16 protein-coding genes are annotated in these 17,323 nt (G+C 67.0%); 9 read left to right on the top strand and 7 right to left on the bottom strand.

From position 1 onward, the window contains the following. Positions 1-39: 39 nt before the first annotated feature. The 7 genes from ACE3QW_RS04285 to ACE3QW_RS04315 all read left to right on the top strand — a co-directional run bounded on the left by ACE3QW_RS04285 (position 40) and on the right by ACE3QW_RS04315 (position 6,732). Positions 40-1,200 (top strand): thiolase domain-containing protein, encoded by a 1,161-nt coding sequence (locus tag ACE3QW_RS04285; RefSeq protein ID WP_374250584.1) that lies wholly within the window; start codon positions 40-42, stop codon positions 1,198-1,200. 4 nt (positions 1,201-1,204) lie between these two features. Then, positions 1,205-1,597: a Zn-ribbon domain-containing OB-fold protein gene (locus ACE3QW_RS04290; RefSeq protein WP_374250585.1), complete on the top strand. Its 393-nt coding sequence runs from the start codon at positions 1,205-1,207 to the stop codon at positions 1,595-1,597. 35 nt (positions 1,598-1,632) lie between these two features. Next, entirely contained in the window at positions 1,633-2,775 is a 1,143-nt protein-coding gene (locus ACE3QW_RS04295) for a CaiB/BaiF CoA transferase family protein (protein ID WP_374250586.1), read from the top strand. Between the two features lie 43 nt (positions 2,776-2,818). Next, a complete protein-coding gene (locus tag ACE3QW_RS04300; protein ID WP_374250587.1) occupies positions 2,819-3,958 on the top strand; it encodes an iron-containing alcohol dehydrogenase in 1,140 nt (379 codons plus the stop codon). Positions 3,959-4,100: 142 nt separating this feature from the next. Beyond that, positions 4,101-4,916: an enoyl-CoA hydratase gene (locus ACE3QW_RS04305; protein ID WP_374250588.1), complete on the top strand. Its 816-nt coding sequence runs from the start codon at positions 4,101-4,103 to the stop codon at positions 4,914-4,916. A 4-nt stretch (positions 4,917-4,920) separates the two neighbouring features. Next, entirely contained in the window at positions 4,921-5,925 is a 1,005-nt protein-coding gene (locus ACE3QW_RS04310) for a zinc-binding dehydrogenase (RefSeq protein ID WP_374250589.1), read from the top strand. A 3-nt stretch (positions 5,926-5,928) separates the two neighbouring features. Beyond that, positions 5,929-6,732: a crotonase/enoyl-CoA hydratase family protein gene (locus ACE3QW_RS04315; RefSeq protein ID WP_374250590.1), complete on the top strand. Its 804-nt coding sequence runs from the start codon at positions 5,929-5,931 to the stop codon at positions 6,730-6,732. A 159-nt stretch (positions 6,733-6,891) separates the two neighbouring features. On the opposite strand, the gene ACE3QW_RS04320 is transcribed toward ACE3QW_RS04315, so the two are convergent. After that, positions 6,892-7,758 carry an IclR family transcriptional regulator gene (locus ACE3QW_RS04320; protein ID WP_374250591.1) on the bottom strand — a complete coding sequence of 289 codons (867 nt, stop codon included), beginning with the start codon at positions 7,756-7,758 and terminating at the stop codon, positions 6,892-6,894. A 230-nt stretch (positions 7,759-7,988) separates the two neighbouring features. Between ACE3QW_RS04320 and ACE3QW_RS04325 the strand changes: the two genes are divergently transcribed. Further along, positions 7,989-8,441, top strand: coding sequence for a tripartite tricarboxylate transporter TctB family protein (locus tag ACE3QW_RS04325; protein WP_250167007.1), 453 nt, complete (start codon positions 7,989-7,991; stop codon positions 8,439-8,441). A gap of 10 nt (positions 8,442-8,451) precedes the next feature. Beyond that, positions 8,452-9,957 (top strand): tripartite tricarboxylate transporter permease, encoded by a 1,506-nt coding sequence (locus ACE3QW_RS04330; protein ID WP_374250592.1) that lies wholly within the window; start codon positions 8,452-8,454, stop codon positions 9,955-9,957. Between the two features lie 87 nt (positions 9,958-10,044). Here the strand turns inward: ACE3QW_RS04330 and ACE3QW_RS04335 are convergent, their stop codons facing one another. From ACE3QW_RS04335 to ACE3QW_RS04360, 6 genes are all read right to left on the bottom strand, one after another. Further along, positions 10,045-10,950, bottom strand: a complete 906-nt coding sequence (locus tag ACE3QW_RS04335) for an SDR family oxidoreductase (protein ID WP_374250593.1) — start codon at positions 10,948-10,950, stop codon at positions 10,045-10,047. Between the two features lie 146 nt (positions 10,951-11,096). Further along, a complete protein-coding gene (locus tag ACE3QW_RS04340; RefSeq protein WP_374250594.1) occupies positions 11,097-12,365 on the bottom strand; it encodes an acetyl-CoA hydrolase/transferase family protein in 1,269 nt (422 codons plus the stop codon). 4 nt (positions 12,366-12,369) lie between these two features. Further along, positions 12,370-13,566, bottom strand: coding sequence for an acetyl-CoA C-acetyltransferase (locus ACE3QW_RS04345; RefSeq protein WP_250167011.1), 1,197 nt, complete (start codon positions 13,564-13,566; stop codon positions 12,370-12,372). Positions 13,567-13,595: 29 nt separating this feature from the next. Continuing rightward, on the bottom strand, positions 13,596-14,759 hold the full coding sequence (locus ACE3QW_RS04350; protein WP_374250595.1) for an acyl-CoA dehydrogenase family protein: 1,164 nt from the start codon (positions 14,757-14,759) through the stop codon (positions 13,596-13,598). Positions 14,760-14,841: 82 nt separating this feature from the next. Then, a complete protein-coding gene (locus ACE3QW_RS04355) occupies positions 14,842-16,008 on the bottom strand; it encodes an acyl-CoA dehydrogenase family protein (RefSeq protein ID WP_374250596.1) in 1,167 nt (388 codons plus the stop codon). 10 nt (positions 16,009-16,018) lie between these two features. After that, positions 16,019-17,104, bottom strand: coding sequence for an acyl-CoA dehydrogenase family protein (locus ACE3QW_RS04360; protein ID WP_374250597.1), 1,086 nt, complete (start codon positions 17,102-17,104; stop codon positions 16,019-16,021). Positions 17,105-17,323 lie beyond the last annotated feature (219 nt).

Consider the following 17,323-nt stretch of genomic DNA (forward strand, 5'->3'; position numbering starts at 1 on the left):
CTCAGCAAATATCGTCCGGGCATCTCACCGGAGCCGCTCATGCAGGAAGGCGCGTTCATCGTCGGAGCGTTCGAGCATCCGACCCGCAAGGCACCCGACAAGACGATCGCTCAGCTTCACGCGGAAGTGGCCGCGGGTGCTCTCGCCGACGCCGGGCTCACGCCCGCCGATGTGGACGGCTACTTCTGCTCGGGCGACGCGCCCGGCATGGGGCCGCTGACCATGGCGGACTATCTCGGCCTGCGCGTGCGGCACTACGACAGCACGGACGTCGGCGGCTGCTCCTACATCGCTCATGTGGCCCATGCCGCGCAGGCCATCGCCGCCGGCAAGTGCAATGTCGCGCTTATCACCCTTGCGGGTCGTCCGCGGAGCGAGGGCCTGACCACCATGCCCGTGCGGACGGCGGACGAGCGCAATCCCGATTCCACCTGGGAAAACCACTTCGGAATCCAGACCGTCAACATGTACGCCATGGTCGCCATGCGCCACATGTATGAGTTCGGCACCACGCCGGAGCAGCTCGCCTGGATCAAGGTCGCGGCTTCCCACCACGCGCAGCACAATCCGAATGCCATGCTGCGTGACGTCGTCAGCGTCGAGGATGTGGTGAACTCGCCCCTGGTTGCCGACCCGCTCCATCGGCTGGATTGCTGCGTGGTCAGCGACGGCGGCGGAGCGCTGGTCGTTGCCCGGCCCGAGGTTGCGCGCGCGCTGAAGCGCCCGTTGGTCGCCGTGCGAGGCTGCGGCGAGAGCCTGAAAGGCACGTTCGGCGGCGAGGTGGATCTCACCTGGTCAGCGGCGCGCGCGTCTGGAGCCGGCGCCTTCGCAGAGGCGGGCGTCACGCCGGCCGACATCAAGTACGCCTCCATCTACGACAGCTTTACCATCACCGTCCTCATGCAGATCGAGGATCTCGGCTTCTGCGCCAAGGGGGAGGGCGGGCGCTTCGTCGCCGATGGAAACCTCATCTCGGGCATCGGCCGGCTGCCCTTCAACACCGACGGCGGCGGGCTATGCAGCAACCATCCTGCCAACCGGGGCGGCATCACCAAGGTGATCGAAGCGGTGCGCCAGGCGCGTGGAGAAGCGCATCCCGCGGTGCAGGTGAAGAATGCCGATGTGGTCATCGCGTCCGGCATCGGCGGGCTTCTCGGCGCGCGCCATGCCTCCGCGACCCTCATCCTCGAAAGGCATTGACCCCATGGTCGAGCGTGCCATCCCGAGCCCGGTCATCGACGCCGAAAGCGCGCCTTTCTATGCCGCCGCGCGGGAGGGACGGTTCCTTGTCCGCCGCTGCACCGAGACAGGCCGTTTCCACTGGTATCCCCGCGCGCTTTGCCCCTTCTCCCTCAAGGAGACCGAATGGGTGGAGGCATCGGGGCGAGGTGCAATCTACAGCTACAGCGTCATGCGTCGGGCCGACCCTCCCTATGCCATCGCCTATGTGCGGCTGGAGGAAGGGCCGGTGATGCTCACCAACATCGTCGAAAGCGACTTCGACGCGCTCGCGGTCGGCCGGAAGGTCGAGCTCGTATTCGTTCCAACCGCTGGGGAGGGCACGCCCGTGCCCTGCTTCCGCGTGGTGCGCCCCTGAGCAGGTCGGCGCGGACACATCATCGGGAGAATGCAATGGGACCCCTCAAGGGCATCAAGATCGTCGAGCTTGCCGGGATCGGTCCCGGCCCCATGTGCGCCATGCTGCTGGCGGAACTCGGGGCGACCGTGCTCCGCGTGGAGCGCCGGGCGCCGGTGAAGCTCGGCATCCAGAGGCCGCTGAAGTACAATCTTCTCTTGAGGGGGCGGCCGCAGATCGCGGTGGATCTGAAGGAAAAGGCCGGCATCGACTTCGTGCTCTCGCTGGTCGAGGAGGCCGACGCCCTGATCGAGGGTTTCCGGCCGGGCGTCACCGAACGCCTCGGGCTGGGGCCGGACGCGTGCCTCGCGCGGAACCCCAGGCTGGTCTATGGCCGCATGACCGGCTGGGGCCAGACCGGGCCGCTGGCGCAGGCGGCGGCCCATGATCTCAACTATATCGCCCTCACCGGCGTGCTCGCCGCGATCGGCCGCAAGGATGCTCCGCCGACGCCACCGCTGACCCTCGCCGGCGACCTGGGCGGCGGCGCGCTCTACCTCGCCTGCGGAATGCTCGCGGCGGTCATCGAGGCGCAGCGCTCCGGCGCGGGGCAGGTGGTGGACGCCGCTATCTCCGATTGCGCAGCCCACCTCATGACGAACTTCTTCGGCATGCATGCGGCCGGCCTCATGTCCCTGGAGCGGGGCACGAACTTCTCCGATTCCGGCGCGCCCTATTACGATTCCTATGTCTGTGCGGATGGGCACTACATCTCGATCGCCCCCATCGAGGAGCGCTTCTTCGCGCAGCTCCTGGAGCGGCTCGGCTTCGATCCCGCGAGCGTTCCGCCACAGGACGACCGGGCGCAGTGGCCGCGGATGCGTCGCCTGTTCGCTGACCGGTTCCTTGAACGGACAAGAGCGGAGTGGTGCGCGATCCTCGAGGGGACGGACGTGTGTTTCGCGCCGGTCCTCACCATGGCGGAGGCGCCGGCGCATCCGCACATGCAGGCGCGCCGCGTCTTCGTCGAGATCGATGGCGTCACCCAGCCGGCTCCTGCGCCTCGCTTCAGTCGCACCCCGCCCGCCGATCCCACCGCGCCGAAGGCGGCGGCCGATACGCCGCCCGCTGAAGCTCTGGCCGGCTGGCGGATGGCCGATGCTATCGCTGAATGGGCCGCCCGCGGCGCCATCGGCTGACAGATTCCGGGCATGTCGCCCCTTCTTGCGGACAAGGCTTCCCATGCCGCTTCTTCAGTTCGTCAATCGTGTTTGGTTTGAGCAGGGGGCCGTCAAGCGGATCGGCGGCGAACTCGGGCGCCTCGGAATCCGCCGACCCCTGGTGTGCACCGACAAGGGGATAGTCGCGGCCGGCATCGCCGATGCGGTGAAAGCCCACTGGCCTGCCGAAATTCCCTGGATCCTCTTCGATGAAACCCCGGCCAATCCGACCGAAAGCGCGGTGCGCGCCGCCCTCGCGCTCTATCGGACGGCGGGATGCGACGGCATCGTTGCCATCGGCGGCGGCTCGCCCATCGATCTCGGCAAGGCGGTGAACCTGCTCGTCGGGCATCCTGAACCCCTCGCCCAGTACGAAACCGCGAAGAAGGGGCTCGGCAAGATCGGGCCGGTGGGACCGCTGATCGCCGTCCCCACCACCGCGGGCACTGGCACCGAGGTGAGCGTTGGAACGGTGATCATCACGGACGATGGGCGCAAATCCACCATCGCCAGCCCCTATCTCATCCCCGACGTCGCCATCTGCGATCCTGCGCTCACCCTGGGCCTGCCGAGGCTGCTGACCGCCGCCACCGGGATGGATGCGGTGACCCACTGCATCGAGGCCTATCTGTCGCCGCTCTACAATCCCATTGCAGACGCCATCGGCCTCGATGGCCTCTCCCGGGCGGTGGCACGGGGGGCGCTGGAGCGAGCCGTCTCCGACGGTTCGGACATCACGGCGCGGACCGAGATGATGATGGCCGCGCTGGAAGGCGCGCTGGCGTTCACCAAGGGGCTTGGCGCGGTGCATTCCATGAGCCACGCGGCGGCGCGGATCGAGGGGCTGAAGCTGCACCACGGCACGTTGAATGCGGTCATCCTGCCGACCGTGCTGCGCTTCAATGCCCCCCATTGCGCGCCGAAGATGGCCGCGCTCGCGCGTGCCATGGAGCTGCCGGATGCGGCCGCGCTGTCCGAGGCCATAGAGGCGCTGAATGCGCGCCTCGGCCTGCCTCGGACGCTCCACGAGATGGGGGTCGTCGAAGCCGCCATCCCCGAGCTGGTGGCCTATGCCGATGCCGACGTTTCGAGCCTGACCAATCCCATCCGGCCCACCAGGGAGGACTATGCACGCCTCTTTGCGGGGCTTGTTTCCGGCTGAGGGACGTCGGCCATCCCCGCTGCCGATGACAATCGGTGGAAGACCATGTTGCGCACATACATGCGCATCACGCCCGGCCCGCGCGGCGCGGGGCTGTGTTCGGCTAAGTGATACGCAGGAACGCAGAGCCGGGGCACGACGCATGGACTTCAAGACCATTCGCTACGTGGTGGATGACCGGGTCGCCACCGTCACGCTCCACCGTCCGGAGCAGATGAACGCGCTCAATGACCAGATCGTGGCCGAGCTTCACGAGGCGATGTCGCTTGCGGATCGAGACCGCGCCGCGCGCGTCATTGTTCTCACCGGTGCCGGACGAGCCTTCTGCGCCGGCGGCGACATCGGCGGATTTGGCGCGACGGATCCGAAGGCCCTTCTGACCAAGCTGCCACGCCCGCTCGATCTGAACCGGCGCGTCGACTACCAGATGCGCCACATCTATTTCCCGCGCCTGCGCAAGCCGGTGATCGGCATGATCAACGGCGCGACGGCCGGTCTTGGCCTCATCTATGCGCTCGCCTGCGACCTGCGCTTTGCATCGGACACCGCAGTCTTCACCACCGCGTTCGCGCGACGCGGGCTCTCGGCGGAATATGGCATGGCCTGGATCCTTGCCCGGGTCGTCGGCCAGGCCAATGCGCTGGACCTGCTGCTCTCCGCCCGCAAGGTGCTTGCGCCTGAGGCGAAGGAGCTTGGCCTCGTGAACAAGGTGTTCCCGGCCGCGACGCTGGCTGACGAGACCTATGCCTATGCGCGCGAAATGGCACAATGGTGCTCGCCGCGTTCGATGCGGGTCATCAAGGAACAGGTCCACGAGGTGCCGTTCCAGACGCTGCACGAGGCGGTCCTGATGGCGAACCGGGACATGGTGGTCTCCAACGCGGGTGCCGACTTCCGCGAGGGGACCGCCAGCTTCCGCGAGAAGCGGCCACCGCGGTTCCAAGACGACGAGGAGTGACGCGGTGATCCCGACTTCCATGCAGGCGCTCGTCGCGACCGACTATCAGGGGCCGGCCTCCGTGCGGATCGCGCAAGTGCCCGTTCCGGCGCCCGGCACCGGCGAGGTGCTCATCCGCGCCGGAGCGAGCGCGCTCAATTTCCTGGATCTGCTCATGCTGGAGGGGAAGTATCAGGTGAAGCCGCCCGTCCCCTTCGTTCCCGGCCGCGACCTCGCGGGCGAGGTCGTCGCTCTGGGGGACGGGGTGACTGGACTGATGGTGGGCCAGCGCGTGGCGGCGCAGCCGGCGTTCGGCGCCTTTGCCGAATATGCGGTCGCGCCGGATTATGCATGCCAGCCCTTGCCGGACGCGGTGGATGATGTGGTGGGCGCTGCGAGCGGCATCGTGCTTGCCACCGTGGTCGGTGCGCTCAAACTCAGGGGGCGCGTGGCTCCCGGCCAACGGGTGCTCATCACCGGCGCCGCGGGCGGGGTGGGGACCGCAGCCATTCAGTACGCCGTTGAACTCGGTGCGGTGGCAGTGGCCCTCGTCTCCTCCGCCGCTAAGGCCGAGGTTGCTTCGCGGTTGGGGGCAAAGGTGGTGGTGCGCTCGGACCTTCTGCCATCCGGCAAGGGGGCGCTTCGCGATGCGCTGAAGGCGGAAGGCATCGACGACGTCGATGTTGTGGTGGACATGGTCGGAGGCCCGGATGTCGATGGGCTGTTGCGCTGCCTGAAGCCGGGGGGGCGGTTCGTCATCGTCGGTTTCGCCTCCGGACACATTCCCCGGATTCCGGCGAACTATCTGTTGCTCAAGGACATCGAAGTCCATGGCTCGTCCCTCGATCGCCTGTTCCGCACGCGCGATCCCGACCTGGCGAACGGCATCCGCGAAGCCTTCGATCTGATGGCGCTCGGGCGCATGCGAGCCGCCGTGGACGTGGTCCTGCCCTTCCGGGATTTTGCCGAAGGTGCACGGCGCCTGGCCGCGCGCGAGACGGTGGGCAAGGTCGTCTTCAAGGGGTTCTGAACCATGCAGCACCCGACGTCTCATCCCGATGGCGCGGTCCATCTCGACCGCGACGGGGCGGTGCGGCTCGTTCGCATCGACCGCCCGGCGAAGCTCAACGGCTTCACGCCGAAGATGATCGGCGAGCTTGCGGCAGCGCTGACCGAGGCGGAGCACGATGACGAGGCCCGCGTCACCCTGCTTCATGCGGAGGGGCGCCACTTCACGGCCGGGCTCGACCTCGCCCAGGTCTCGGCGGCCTGGAACCGGGGGGAGGAGGTCTATCCCCGTGACAAGCTCGACATCTGGAACCTGCGACCGCCGTTGCGCAGCAAGCCCCTTGTCGTGGCGGTGAAGGGCATCTGCTACACGGTCGGCGTCGAGCTGATGCTATCAGCCGACATCGTCGTTGCTGCGGACGACTGCCGGTTCCGCCAGCACGAGGTTCAAAGGGGCATCATGGCGGCAGGCGGGGCGACCATCCGAATGGTGGAGCGCGCGGGCTGGGGCAACGCCATGCGTTATCTGCTCACTGGAGACGAATGGGACGCTTCGACGGCGCTGCGGCTGGGGCTGGTTCAAGACGTGGTTGCCGCCGGCGAGGAGTTCGCCCGTGCCCGGCAGATCGCCGACGTCATCGCGACGTCCGCGGCGCCTCTGTCCGTGCGCGCGACCATGGCCAATGCGCGGCGCGCGCTCGATGCCGGGGCGGCGACCGCTGCGGCGGAGTTCGACGCCATTCGCGCGCGTCTGCGCGCCAGCGAGGACGCCGGAGAAGGGCTGAAGGCGTTCGTCGAGAAGCGTCCCCCGGAATTCAAGGGACGCTGAGGGCGAGTCCGCAATGGATCGATACCCTCGTCGTCAATGTTGCGCAGGGGGACGCGGCCGGCAGGTGCAATCCACCCCGGCCGCCAGTTCCTGCCGCAAGAACGTTCCCCGAGGGGGCTCGGTCTGGTCGGTCCGCGCTCTCTCCTGGCCGCAGAGGCCTCAGCCCGCCGCTTCCTGCATCTGGGGCGGGGTCACCGCCGGCTGGTCCGACACGAGGCGAAGCCGGAATTCCCCTTCACTATCTGCCCCCTTGTTGGCGAGATAGTTTGCCATCTCCTCCCGCGCGACCGTCACCAGCTCGCCTTCACGGGCCTGGAGCGTGTCCACGCAACCGCCGATGCCGATGACCAGCAGCCGCGAGGCCAGTTCGGACGGCAGCTTGATGGCGATCATGCCGTAGTTTTCCACGACGCGGTGCTTCGAGAAGGCATATCCCCGCCGCCGGACGCGCGTGAGCTGGGGCAGGAGCTCGGCGATGTCGACTTTTTCCTGCGCCTCGGTGGCGTAGGCATTCAGGCGATGGACGAGGCGACGCACGTCCTGATCCGGCAGCGCCGAGAGCAGCGCGTGGCCGACGCCGGATGTCGCCAGCGGTCGTTTCATGCCTGTTTGGATATGGTGGGCCACCGCCTCTGGCTGCTTGAGCACATGAACGTACTGGGCGAAATCGCCATTCCGCGCGCCGATCAGGACGAGCTGGCCAGTCCGTTTCTGGATGGCCCGCATCATCCGAAGAAGCGCTCCGTCTTCGAACAGCGAAGGAGAGATCCAGCTGCCCAGCAGCGAGACACGGTCGGTCGGCAGATAGGTTCGCGCCCGCGCGTCATACTGAAGGTAGCCCATCGTCGCCATGCTGCGCAGAAGAGCCGCGGTGCTGGACTGGGGATAGCCGAGGGCCTCGGAAACGGTAACGACATTTGCAGGGCAGCGGATCTCGTCGAAGTATTCAAGAATTTCCAGGGTCCTGACGGCTGATTTCACGACGTGTGCTTGATCTGCCCCGGTCGCGGACACTTGAATGAGCATGACAACCCTCCCTTGGCAACACGGCTGTTCCGCCGTTTATGAACGCTATTTACATATCTGAATAGCGCTTGGCGGACGTGTCAAGCAGGCCTGCGCCACCTATTGAGCACGGTTGTGTCTTTTCCCGTTCCGGTGCGGCAAGCGCTTGACCCTGAGGCACCCGGCACGAAGTCTTCCCCGCTCCAGAGCCCGCCGGATCGCGGCGAATACGAAGCCCGGAAGGGAGAAGCATGAATCTCAAATTCCTCGGCGCCGAGGACTTCTGGTGCGGCGCGCTCCTGATCGCCATTGCCGCATTCTTCCTGGTTGCGGGAAGCGACCTCGCCGTCGGGACAGCCCTGCGCATGGGGCCCGGCTACGCCCCGCGCGTGCTTGCGGCCTTCGTCGGGATTGCCGGCATCTGCCTGAGCGCACGCAGCCTGCTCACCGAGGGACCGAGACTGCGCGCGATGCCTCTGCGCCCGCTCGTCTTCGTGCTCGGCGCCGTGGCTGTCTTCGCCCTTCTGCTGGACCGGGTCGGGCTGGTGTTCACCACTTTCGCGGTCGTTGCGGTTGCGAGCGCCGGCATTGCCGGCCGTCGCATGGGGGAGACGCTCGGCCTGGCCGCGGCTGTGGCGGCCATCTCTGCCCTCGTCTTCGTCTACGGGCTGAAGCTCAACATCCCACTTTGGCCCTCCCTCTGAGCCCCGCGCCATGACCGAGATCTTCTCCAACCTCGCAATGGGCTTCTCCGTCGCCCTCGCTCCCTCGAACCTGATGTTTGCGCTGGCGGGCTGCCTGGTGGGCACGCTGATCGGCGTGCTGCCCGGCCTCGGGCCGGTCGCCACCATGGCGATGCTGTTGCCGCTGACCTTCTATGCGCCCCCCGAGGGCGCCCTGATCATGCTCGCGGGCATCTATTACGGCGCACAATACGGAGGTTCGACCACCGCCATCCTCGTCAACCTGCCCGGCGAGAGCTCGTCGGCCGTGACCTGCATCGACGGCTACCAGATGGCGCGACAGGGCAGGGCGGGCTCGGCGCTTGCGATCGCGGCGCTCGGATCGTTCTTCGCCGGCACTGTTGCGACGGTTCTCATCGCCTTGTTCGCACCCGGACTGTCCCAGGTGGGCCTCGCGTTTCAGCCCGCTGACTACTTTTCCCTCATGGTGCTCGGCCTCGTCGGGGCCATGGTGCTGGCGCACGGCTCGCTCATCAAGGCGTTTGCCATGGTGGCCCTCGGCCTGCTCCTCGGCCTGATCGGCACGGACGTGAACACCGGCGTGCAGCGCTTCGCATTCGGCATCCCGGATCTATCGGACGGCATCGACTTCGTGCCGCTGGCGATGGGCATCTTCGGCTTCAGCGAGATCATCATGAATCTCTCACGGCACGAGGACGAGCGAACCGTGCTTGCGAGCACGGTGAGCCGCCTGTGGCCCAGCCGTTCGGATTTCGCGCGCGCCTGGCCTGCCACGTTGCGCGGCACGGCGCTCGGGTCAGTTCTTGGCATCCTGCCCGGCGGCGGAGCGCTCCTCTCGTCGTTCGCGGCCTATACACTGGAAAAGAAGCTCTCGAAGCACCCGCAGGAATTCGGCCGGGGCGCGGTGGAAGGCGTCGCCGGTCCTGAATCCGCCAACAACGCGGGGGCTCAGACCTCCTTCATTCCCATGCTGACCCTCGGCATTCCGTCCAACGTCATCATGGCCATGCTGATCGGCGCCATGACGATGCAGGGTATCGCTCCCGGACCGCAGGTGATGACTGAACGCCCACAGTTGTTCTGGGGCATGATCGCTTCCATGTGGGTCGGAAACCTGATGCTGGTCGTCATCAATCTTCCCTTGATCGGAATCTGGATCAAGCTGCTGAGCGTGCCCTACCGTCTGCTCTATCCGGCCATCGTCGTATTCTGCGCGATCGGCGTCTACAGCGTGCACAACAGCACGTTCGACGTGGGGATGACGGCGTTTATCGGCTTGGTGGGCTATGCGCTCATCCGCGTCGGCTGCGAGCCGGCACCGCTCGCACTCGGCTTCGTGCTCGGCCCCATGATGGAAGAGAATCTACGCCGCGCCATGTTGCTCTCGCGCGGGGACCCGATGATCTTCCTGTCCCGGCCCATCAGCCTCTCCTTGCTGATCGTGGCTGTGCTGCTGCTGGCTACCCTCGTTCTGCCCTCGCTTCGCAGCCGGCGGGAGACCGTGTTCCAGGAGTGAAGCGGCTCTCAGGACGGCGCACGTCGGTGGAGCCGGGCCGGGCAGGCCCGACCCGGCATCATCGACCGCAATGTGGAGCCGCGGGCGTCACTTGACGCCCATGCGCGCCAGCACGTGGTCGTCGAGGGTGCGCTCGTAGGGCTGGGCGTCGGTCAGGTCGAAGATGCGCGTCTTGTTCTCGGCGAAGTCCTCGATGGTGACGTTCCGCTCGCGCGAGCCGTCGATCACGGCGCCGGTCGCCTTCACGAGCTTCACGCGGGAAAAATATCCGCCTCCGGCCGCGATGATCTCACCCGTGACGTCGCAGGCCTCGCTCGCGAGCCACGCCACGGCGGGGGATACCTGTTCGGGCCGCAGGATATCCTGCAGGCTCGGCGCATTCAGGCCCTGGGTCATGCGGGTCTCGGCGACGGGAGAGATGGCATTTACCTTCACGTTCGCCTTCGCGCCTTCGATCTTCAGATTGTTCATGAAGCCGATCATGCCGGCCTTCGCCGCACTGTAGTTGGTCTGGCCGAAATTGCCGACGAGACCGGAGCCGGACGTGGTCAGGATCACCCGGCCATAGCCTTGCGCCAGTAGATGCGGCCAGGCCGCCTTGGTCACATAGACGGTGCCGAGCAGGTGAACATTGAGGACCAGCTCGAAATCATCGAGCGTCATCTTGGCAAAAGACTTGTCGCGGATGATCCCGGCATTGTTGACCACGATATCGATGCGGCCGAAATGGTCGAGCGCAGTCTGCACGATGGATTCGGCCCCCGCGCGATCGCTGACGCTCGCGTAATTGGCCGCGGCCTGCCCGCCGGCTGAACGGATTTCCTCCACCACGCGGTCCGCGGCGCGCTCCGATCCGCCTGCGCCGTCGACGTTCCCGCCGAAGTCGTTGACGACCACCTTCGCGCCCCGCGAGGCGAGCAGAAGGGCGTGCGCGCGCCCAAGCCCGGCGCCTGCGCCCGTCACGAGCGCGACCCTTCCATCAAACCTGATCATGTGAAGCTCCAGCCACGTGTGAATCTGCCGAGACGGTCCAGCAGCGCATTCAAACCGGTGGGGCATTGTCATGGGGCGCGCCGCCCTGTCCATGGCCCCAGGCGCGATCCCTCATATGTGTGCTCGCGCCCCCTGGGGCCGGCGTCCTATCGTGCCCTCAAGCTGGCGAAGGCGTCGCGCTCCAGCTCTTCGCGGAACTGCGGCGCGGCGATCTCCACCATGCGGCTGACCCGCTGTGCGAGCGACAGGCCGCGCAGGTCCGCGGCGCCGTATTCCGTTACGAACACGCCTGCATCCGACCGCGCGGTGCTGACCGGTCCGTCCAGCCGGGCGACGATGCGGCTGACCGGGCCATTCGGTCCACGGGCGGTCGCGGGCAGGGCGATGATCGGCAGTCCGCGCAGGGATCGCGCGGCACCCCGCAGAAAATCGGCGGCGCCGCCCACGGCGCCGACGTAGCGTCCGGCCGCCACTTCGGCGTTGACCTGACCCGTGAGGTCCACCTCCACGGCCGAATTGATGGCAGTGAAGCGGTTCATTCCCGCGAGCACCGTGGGATCATGGGTATAGGATGTCGGCGCGAGCCGGACCGATGGATTGCGGTGCAGGAGCCGTGTCAGTCGCTGCGTTCCCGCCACCAGGCCGGTGACGGAAATGCCGGCATCGCGTGTCTTGAAGGCATTGGTGACGGCGCCCCGCTCGATCAGATAGCCGAGCCCGTCGTTGATAAGCCCGGTATGGATGCCGAGGTCGCGATGACCGGACAATTGCCGTGCGATCCGATCCGGCAGGGCACCGAGGCCGACCTGGAGCACTGCGCGATCCTCCACGAGGGCAGCCACGTGCGCGGCGATCCGCGCCTCGGTCTCGCCGGTGGAGATCGCCGGCGGTTCGCTCAGCGGGCGGGCCGTGTGCACCACCGCATCGATGTCGTCAGGCCCGAGGGTCTGAGCACAGGGGATGGCAGGGGCATCCTCGTTCACTTCCGCGATGACGACCCGGGCGCGCTCGACCAGCGGGGCGAGGTATTCACAGGCGAGGGCGAAACCGTACCGCCCCTCGTGGTCCGGCGGTGTGAGCTGAAGCATGAGGACGTCCACGCTTTGGCTCAGCACGTCCCCGAGCGTGGAATAGTGCACGGGCAGGATATCAAGCCTGTCCGCAGCGGCGAGGTGCCGGTTGAGACCCGTGCCGCAATACGACACGAACCGAACGTGATCCGTGAACGCCACGTCGACGGTGTCGCTCCAGCTGACACCGATGAAGGCGGTAAAGCCGCCGATCGCCGCGCGCTGCGCCATGAGGGCGCGGGTGAGGGTGAGGGGCTCCGCCGCAGCCTGCCCCCAGCAAATGGTGTCGCCGGCCTCCACGAAGCGCGCGAGATCCGGCGTGGCGGCGTCGAGTTCGACCGGCATGAACTCAAGCCCGCTCGAAGATGGCCGCCATGCCCTGTCCACCGCCGACGCACATGGTCTCGAGACCATAGCGGGCACCGCGCCGCTTCATCTCGTGCAGCAGCGTCGTCATGATGCGCACCCCGCTGGCACCGATCGGGTGGCCAAGCGAAATGCCGGACCCGTTCACATTCAGCCGGCCCATGTCCTCGAAATGCCACGCCTTCAGCACCGAGAGCACCTGCACCGCGAAGGCTTCGTTGAGTTCCACGAGGTCCATGTCGGCGAGGGAAAGCCCTGCCTTGGCGAGGACGCGGGCCGTCGCCGGTACCGGTCCGATGCCCATGGTCGCCGGCTCGCAGCCGGCAGCCGCCCATCCGACGAAGAAGCCGAGGGGCTCCAGGCCCAGCTCGGCCAGCTTGTCCTCTGCCACCACCAGGCAGGCCGCGGCGGCATCGTTCTGCTGGCTGGCGTTGCCGGCGGTGACCGTGCCGTCCTTCATGACGGGCCTGAGCTTTGCCAGACTTTCGATGCTGGCGTCCGGCCGGATGCCCTCGTCTCGCCGAAAGAACAGCGGCTCGCCCTTCTTCTGCGGCACGGGCACCGGCACCACCTCGTCCGCGAACAGGCCGGCATCCCACGCGGCGCTCGCCTTCCGATGGCTTTCGACGGCGAATGCGTCCGCCGCCTCGCGGGTGATCCCGTATTCTCGGGCAAGGTTCTCCGCCGTCTCCACCATGCCGGAGATGCGGCCGAAGCGCCATTCCGGCTGGGATCGCTCGCGGCCCCGGTCGAGCCGGTCGTGGAGCTGCAGGCCGCCCGAGCGCGTGCCCCAGCGTGCGCCGGTGGTGTAGTGCTCGATATGGCTCATGCATTCGATGCCGCCGGCGAGCACGACATCGCAGGCGCCGGTGGAAACCATCATGGCGGCTGTCGAGATCGCTTGAAGCCCGCCGCCGCAGCGCCGGTCGAGCTGCATGCCGGGCACCTCGATCGGCAGGCCGGCTTCCAGCGCCAGCCAGCGTCCGACACAGGGCGTCTCGCTGTTGGCATAGGACTGGGCGAAGACGGCGTCCTCGATCCGGGCGGGGTCGACCCCTGACTTCTCAAGCACGGCCTTGATCACCAGGGCGCCGAGCTTCTCCGTCGACACATTCCTGAGGGAGCCGCCGAACAGGCCCACCGGCGTGCGGAGGGGGGCGACAATGGCTGCGCGTCGCATGCGGGTCATCCTTTGCAATCCGCCGCGTTTCAGTAGCTGCGGGGTAGACCGAGCACATGCTCGGCGACGTAGGCGAGGATCAGGTTCGTGGAGATGGGGGCGACCTGATAGAGGCGGGTCTCGCGGAACTTGCGTTCCACGTCGTATTCCTCGGCGAAGCCGAAGCCGCCGTGGGTCTGCAGGCACACGTTCGCCGCCTCCCAGGAGGCATCGGCCGCCAGCATCTTCGCCATGTTGGCCTCGGCGCCGCAGTCGAGCCCGGCCTCGTAGCGCCGCGCAGCGTCATGCACCATCAGCTCGGCCGCGCGCATGGCCGCATAGGCTTTGGCGATGGGGAACTGAATGCCCTGGTTGCCGCCGATGGGCTTGCCGAAGACCTGCCGCTCGCGCGCATACTTCACGGACGTATCGGTGAACCACTTGGCATCGCCGACGCACTCGGCGGCGATCAGGATGCGCTCGGCGTTCATCCCCGAGAGGATGTAGCGGAAGCCCTTGCCCTCCTCGCCGACGAGATTTTCGGCGGGCACTTCCATGTTGTCGAAGAACACCTCGCAGGTGCTGTGGTTCATCATGGTGCGGATGGGCCGGATGGTGAGCCCGTTGCCGAGCGCCGTGCGCATGTCCACGATGAAGACGGAGATGCCGTCCGTCTTCTTGGTCACCTGATCGCGCGGCGTGGTGCGGGCGAGCAAGAGCATGAGGTCGGAATGCTCCGCCCGGCTGGTCCAGATCTTCTGACCGTTGACGATGTAGCGATCGCCGTCGCGGCGGGCGAACGTCCGCAGCGAGCTGGTGTCTGTGCCGCTCGTCGGCTCTGTCACGCCGAAGGCCTGCAGGCGCAGCTCCCCCGTGGCGATCTTGGGCAGGTATCGACGCTTCTGCGCTTCGGAGCCGTGCCGCAGGATCGTGCCCATGATGTAGAGCTGGGCATGGCAGGCGGCGCCGTTGCAGCCCTCGGCCTGGATGGTTTCCAGGATCGCCGCCGCGGCCGACACGCCGAGGCCCGTGCCGCCGTACTCCTCGGGAATGAGAACCGAGAGGTAGCCCGCTTCCGTCAGGGCGCGGACAAAGTCGGTGGGGTAAGCGCGGGCCTCGTCGAGCTTGCGCCAGTAGTTTGCCGGGAAGCGCGCGCACAGCTTTCGGACTTCTTCCCGGATGCTGTCGTGCAAGCCCGAATCGTGAGCAGTCATCGTCGTCATCCTGTTTGCTCTGTGCTGCCCGGCTCAATGGAGCGCCCGGGCGCTAAAAATGGAACCGGAGGCGGCGCGCGGCTCAGCCCGGCAGGCCGAGGACGTTCTTCGCCAGAATGTTGCGCTGGACCTCGCTCGCGCCGCCGTAGATCGTGGACGCGCGCGCCGCCAGGAACTGGCCTGCGGGATTGAGGTCCCGGTTGCCGTTGATCGGTTCGAGCCCGGCGGCCGCCTCGCCGCCGATCTCCAGCATCAGCTCGGTGATGCGCTGGTAGAGTTCGCCCTGGTGCAGCTTCAGGAACGAGATGTCCGGCCCGAGCTGCCCGCCGGCCCTGAGGATGTCTGCGAAATGCTCGTAGAGGGCCTTGTGGTCGGCGAGATCGAGGGCGAGGCGGGCATAGCGGTCGCGGAACACCGGTTCGGTCCAGCATCCTACATGCTGCGCCAGCACCTTGAGCCGCTCCAGCGCATTGGCCGACTGCCGGGGCGAGCCGAGGAAGATGCGCTCGAAGCCGAGCAGCGCCTTGGCCATGCTCCAGCCCTTGTTGATCTCGCCGACGAGGTTCTCGCGCGGCACTCGCACGTCGTCGAAAAAGACCTCGCAGAACTCGTCCTGCATCTCGAGGTTCAGGATCGGCCGCACGGTGACGCCGGGGCTGTTCATGGGAACGAGCAGGAAGCTGATGCCTTCCTGCTTGCGGGCCGCCGGATCGGTGCGAACCAGCATGAAGATCCAGTCCGCGTCCTGGGCCAGCGTGGTCCAGATCTTCTGGCCGTTGACCACCCAGTGCTCGCCATCGAGCACCGCCCGGGTCTGCACGTTGGCGAGGTCGGACCCGGCGTTGGGCTCGCTGTAGCCCTGGCACCAGATGTGCTCGCCGGAGATGATCTTCGGCAGGAATTCCTGCTGCTGCGTCGTGCTGCCGTAGCGGATGAGGAGCGGCCCGAGCAGCATGATGCCGTGGTCCGGCATTCGGGCGGCTCCGAACTGCTCGAACTCCTCCATGTAGATCAGCTGCTTGGCGGCAGACAGCCCCATGCCGCCATGGGTGCGGGGCCAGCCCGGCGCCAGCCATCCGTGGGCCGAAAGGGTCATGTACCAGCACCGGATTTCGTCCCAGTGCAGCCGCTTGGGCGGGTTCCGCAGATCTTGCGGATAGTGCTCCTTCAGGAAGGCCCGTGCGAGCGCGCGGAACGCCTCGTCGTCGAGGGCATCGAAATCGTCGAGCCGGTAGAGCGAAGTGGTCATGTGCGCTTCCTCAGGCAGTCCGAGCGGGGGCGGGGCTGGCCTCGGCGCCGTCGCCGAACGTCAGCGCGGCGAAGCGGGCGCGGTGAAAGGCCGAGCCGCCGAACGCGGGGGCGAGCACCATCGCCTTCCGCAGGTAGAGGCCGATATCGCATTCGTCTGTGAAGCCGATGCCTCCGTGGAGTTGCACGGCTTGACGCGCCACCAGAAGGGCCGCGTCCGAGGCGCGGGCCTTGGCGCGCGAGACAGCTGCGCGGCGCTCGTCGATGCCGACGTTCGTATCCGCGATCCGCGCTGCATCCTCGACGCTGACGCGGGCGAGAACGGCCTGGAGCTTCAGGTCGACGCAGCGGTGCTGCAGGGCCTGGAAGGTGCCGATAACGGCGCCGAACTGCTTGCGCACCTTCAGGTACGCGACGGTGCGCTCCAGCACCGCGTCGGCGAGACCCAGCAGGTAGGCCGCGGTGGCGAGGCAGGCATCGTCCAGCCCATCTTCGAGCCGCCCCGGGAGCTTCTCCGCGGGCACGTCTTTGAGCACCAACGTTCCCGAATGGCTTCCGTCCTGCATGGTGACAGCCTCGATCACCAGGCCCGGTGCGTCCGAACGCACGAGGAAAGATCCCTCCCGGCTTGTCACCACGAACGCATCCGCCCCACGGGGCGAAGGAACGAACAGCTTGCGGCCGCTGATCCGGCCCTGCTGCACGGAGGTTGCCGGGGCCGCGTAGGGATCGGCGGCCTGTTCCTGGAAGGCTGGAAGGACGACGAGGCGCCCCTCCAGCGCCGCCGTGCGCTCAGGCTCGGCCAGGACGCGCACCGCGAGGGCGGCCGGGATCAGCGGCTCCGGGACGATTGCGGCACCCAGCTCCTCTGCCAGCGCGCACATTTCCAGCATTCCGAGACCGGAGCCTCCGTCCGATTCCGGCAGGCGAAGCCCCAGCCAGCCGAGATGGCACATCTCTTTGAGAATCTGTCGATCAAAGCCTGTCTCGGAAAAGCGGAGCTTTCGGGCGCGGCCGACATCCCCGCGGTCCGCGATGCCCGCGGCGCTCTCCCGGATCATCCGAGCGCCTTCCAGGCGTTCTGCGGTGATCGTCATGCGTGTTCCTCCAGAATGCGTCTGGTCTGTCTCGGCAGTGCCTTGCTGGCCACCCGATAGCATGACCGACTGCGCTTTGCGGTCGGCCATCACGAAAAGCACAGGTGTGTTCAATGGGCACCTGAGGGCTGCTGGAAAGCGAACGCGCCAGGTACGCCTTGGAGTATATAAGTTGACATAAATTCTCTCGGGGCGATTGCTGCTGGACAAAAATCAACG

It is taken from the genome of Xanthobacter sp. (assembly GCF_041911315.1).
Taxonomy (GTDB): Bacteria; Pseudomonadota; Alphaproteobacteria; order Rhizobiales; family Xanthobacteraceae; genus Xanthobacter; species Xanthobacter aminoxidans.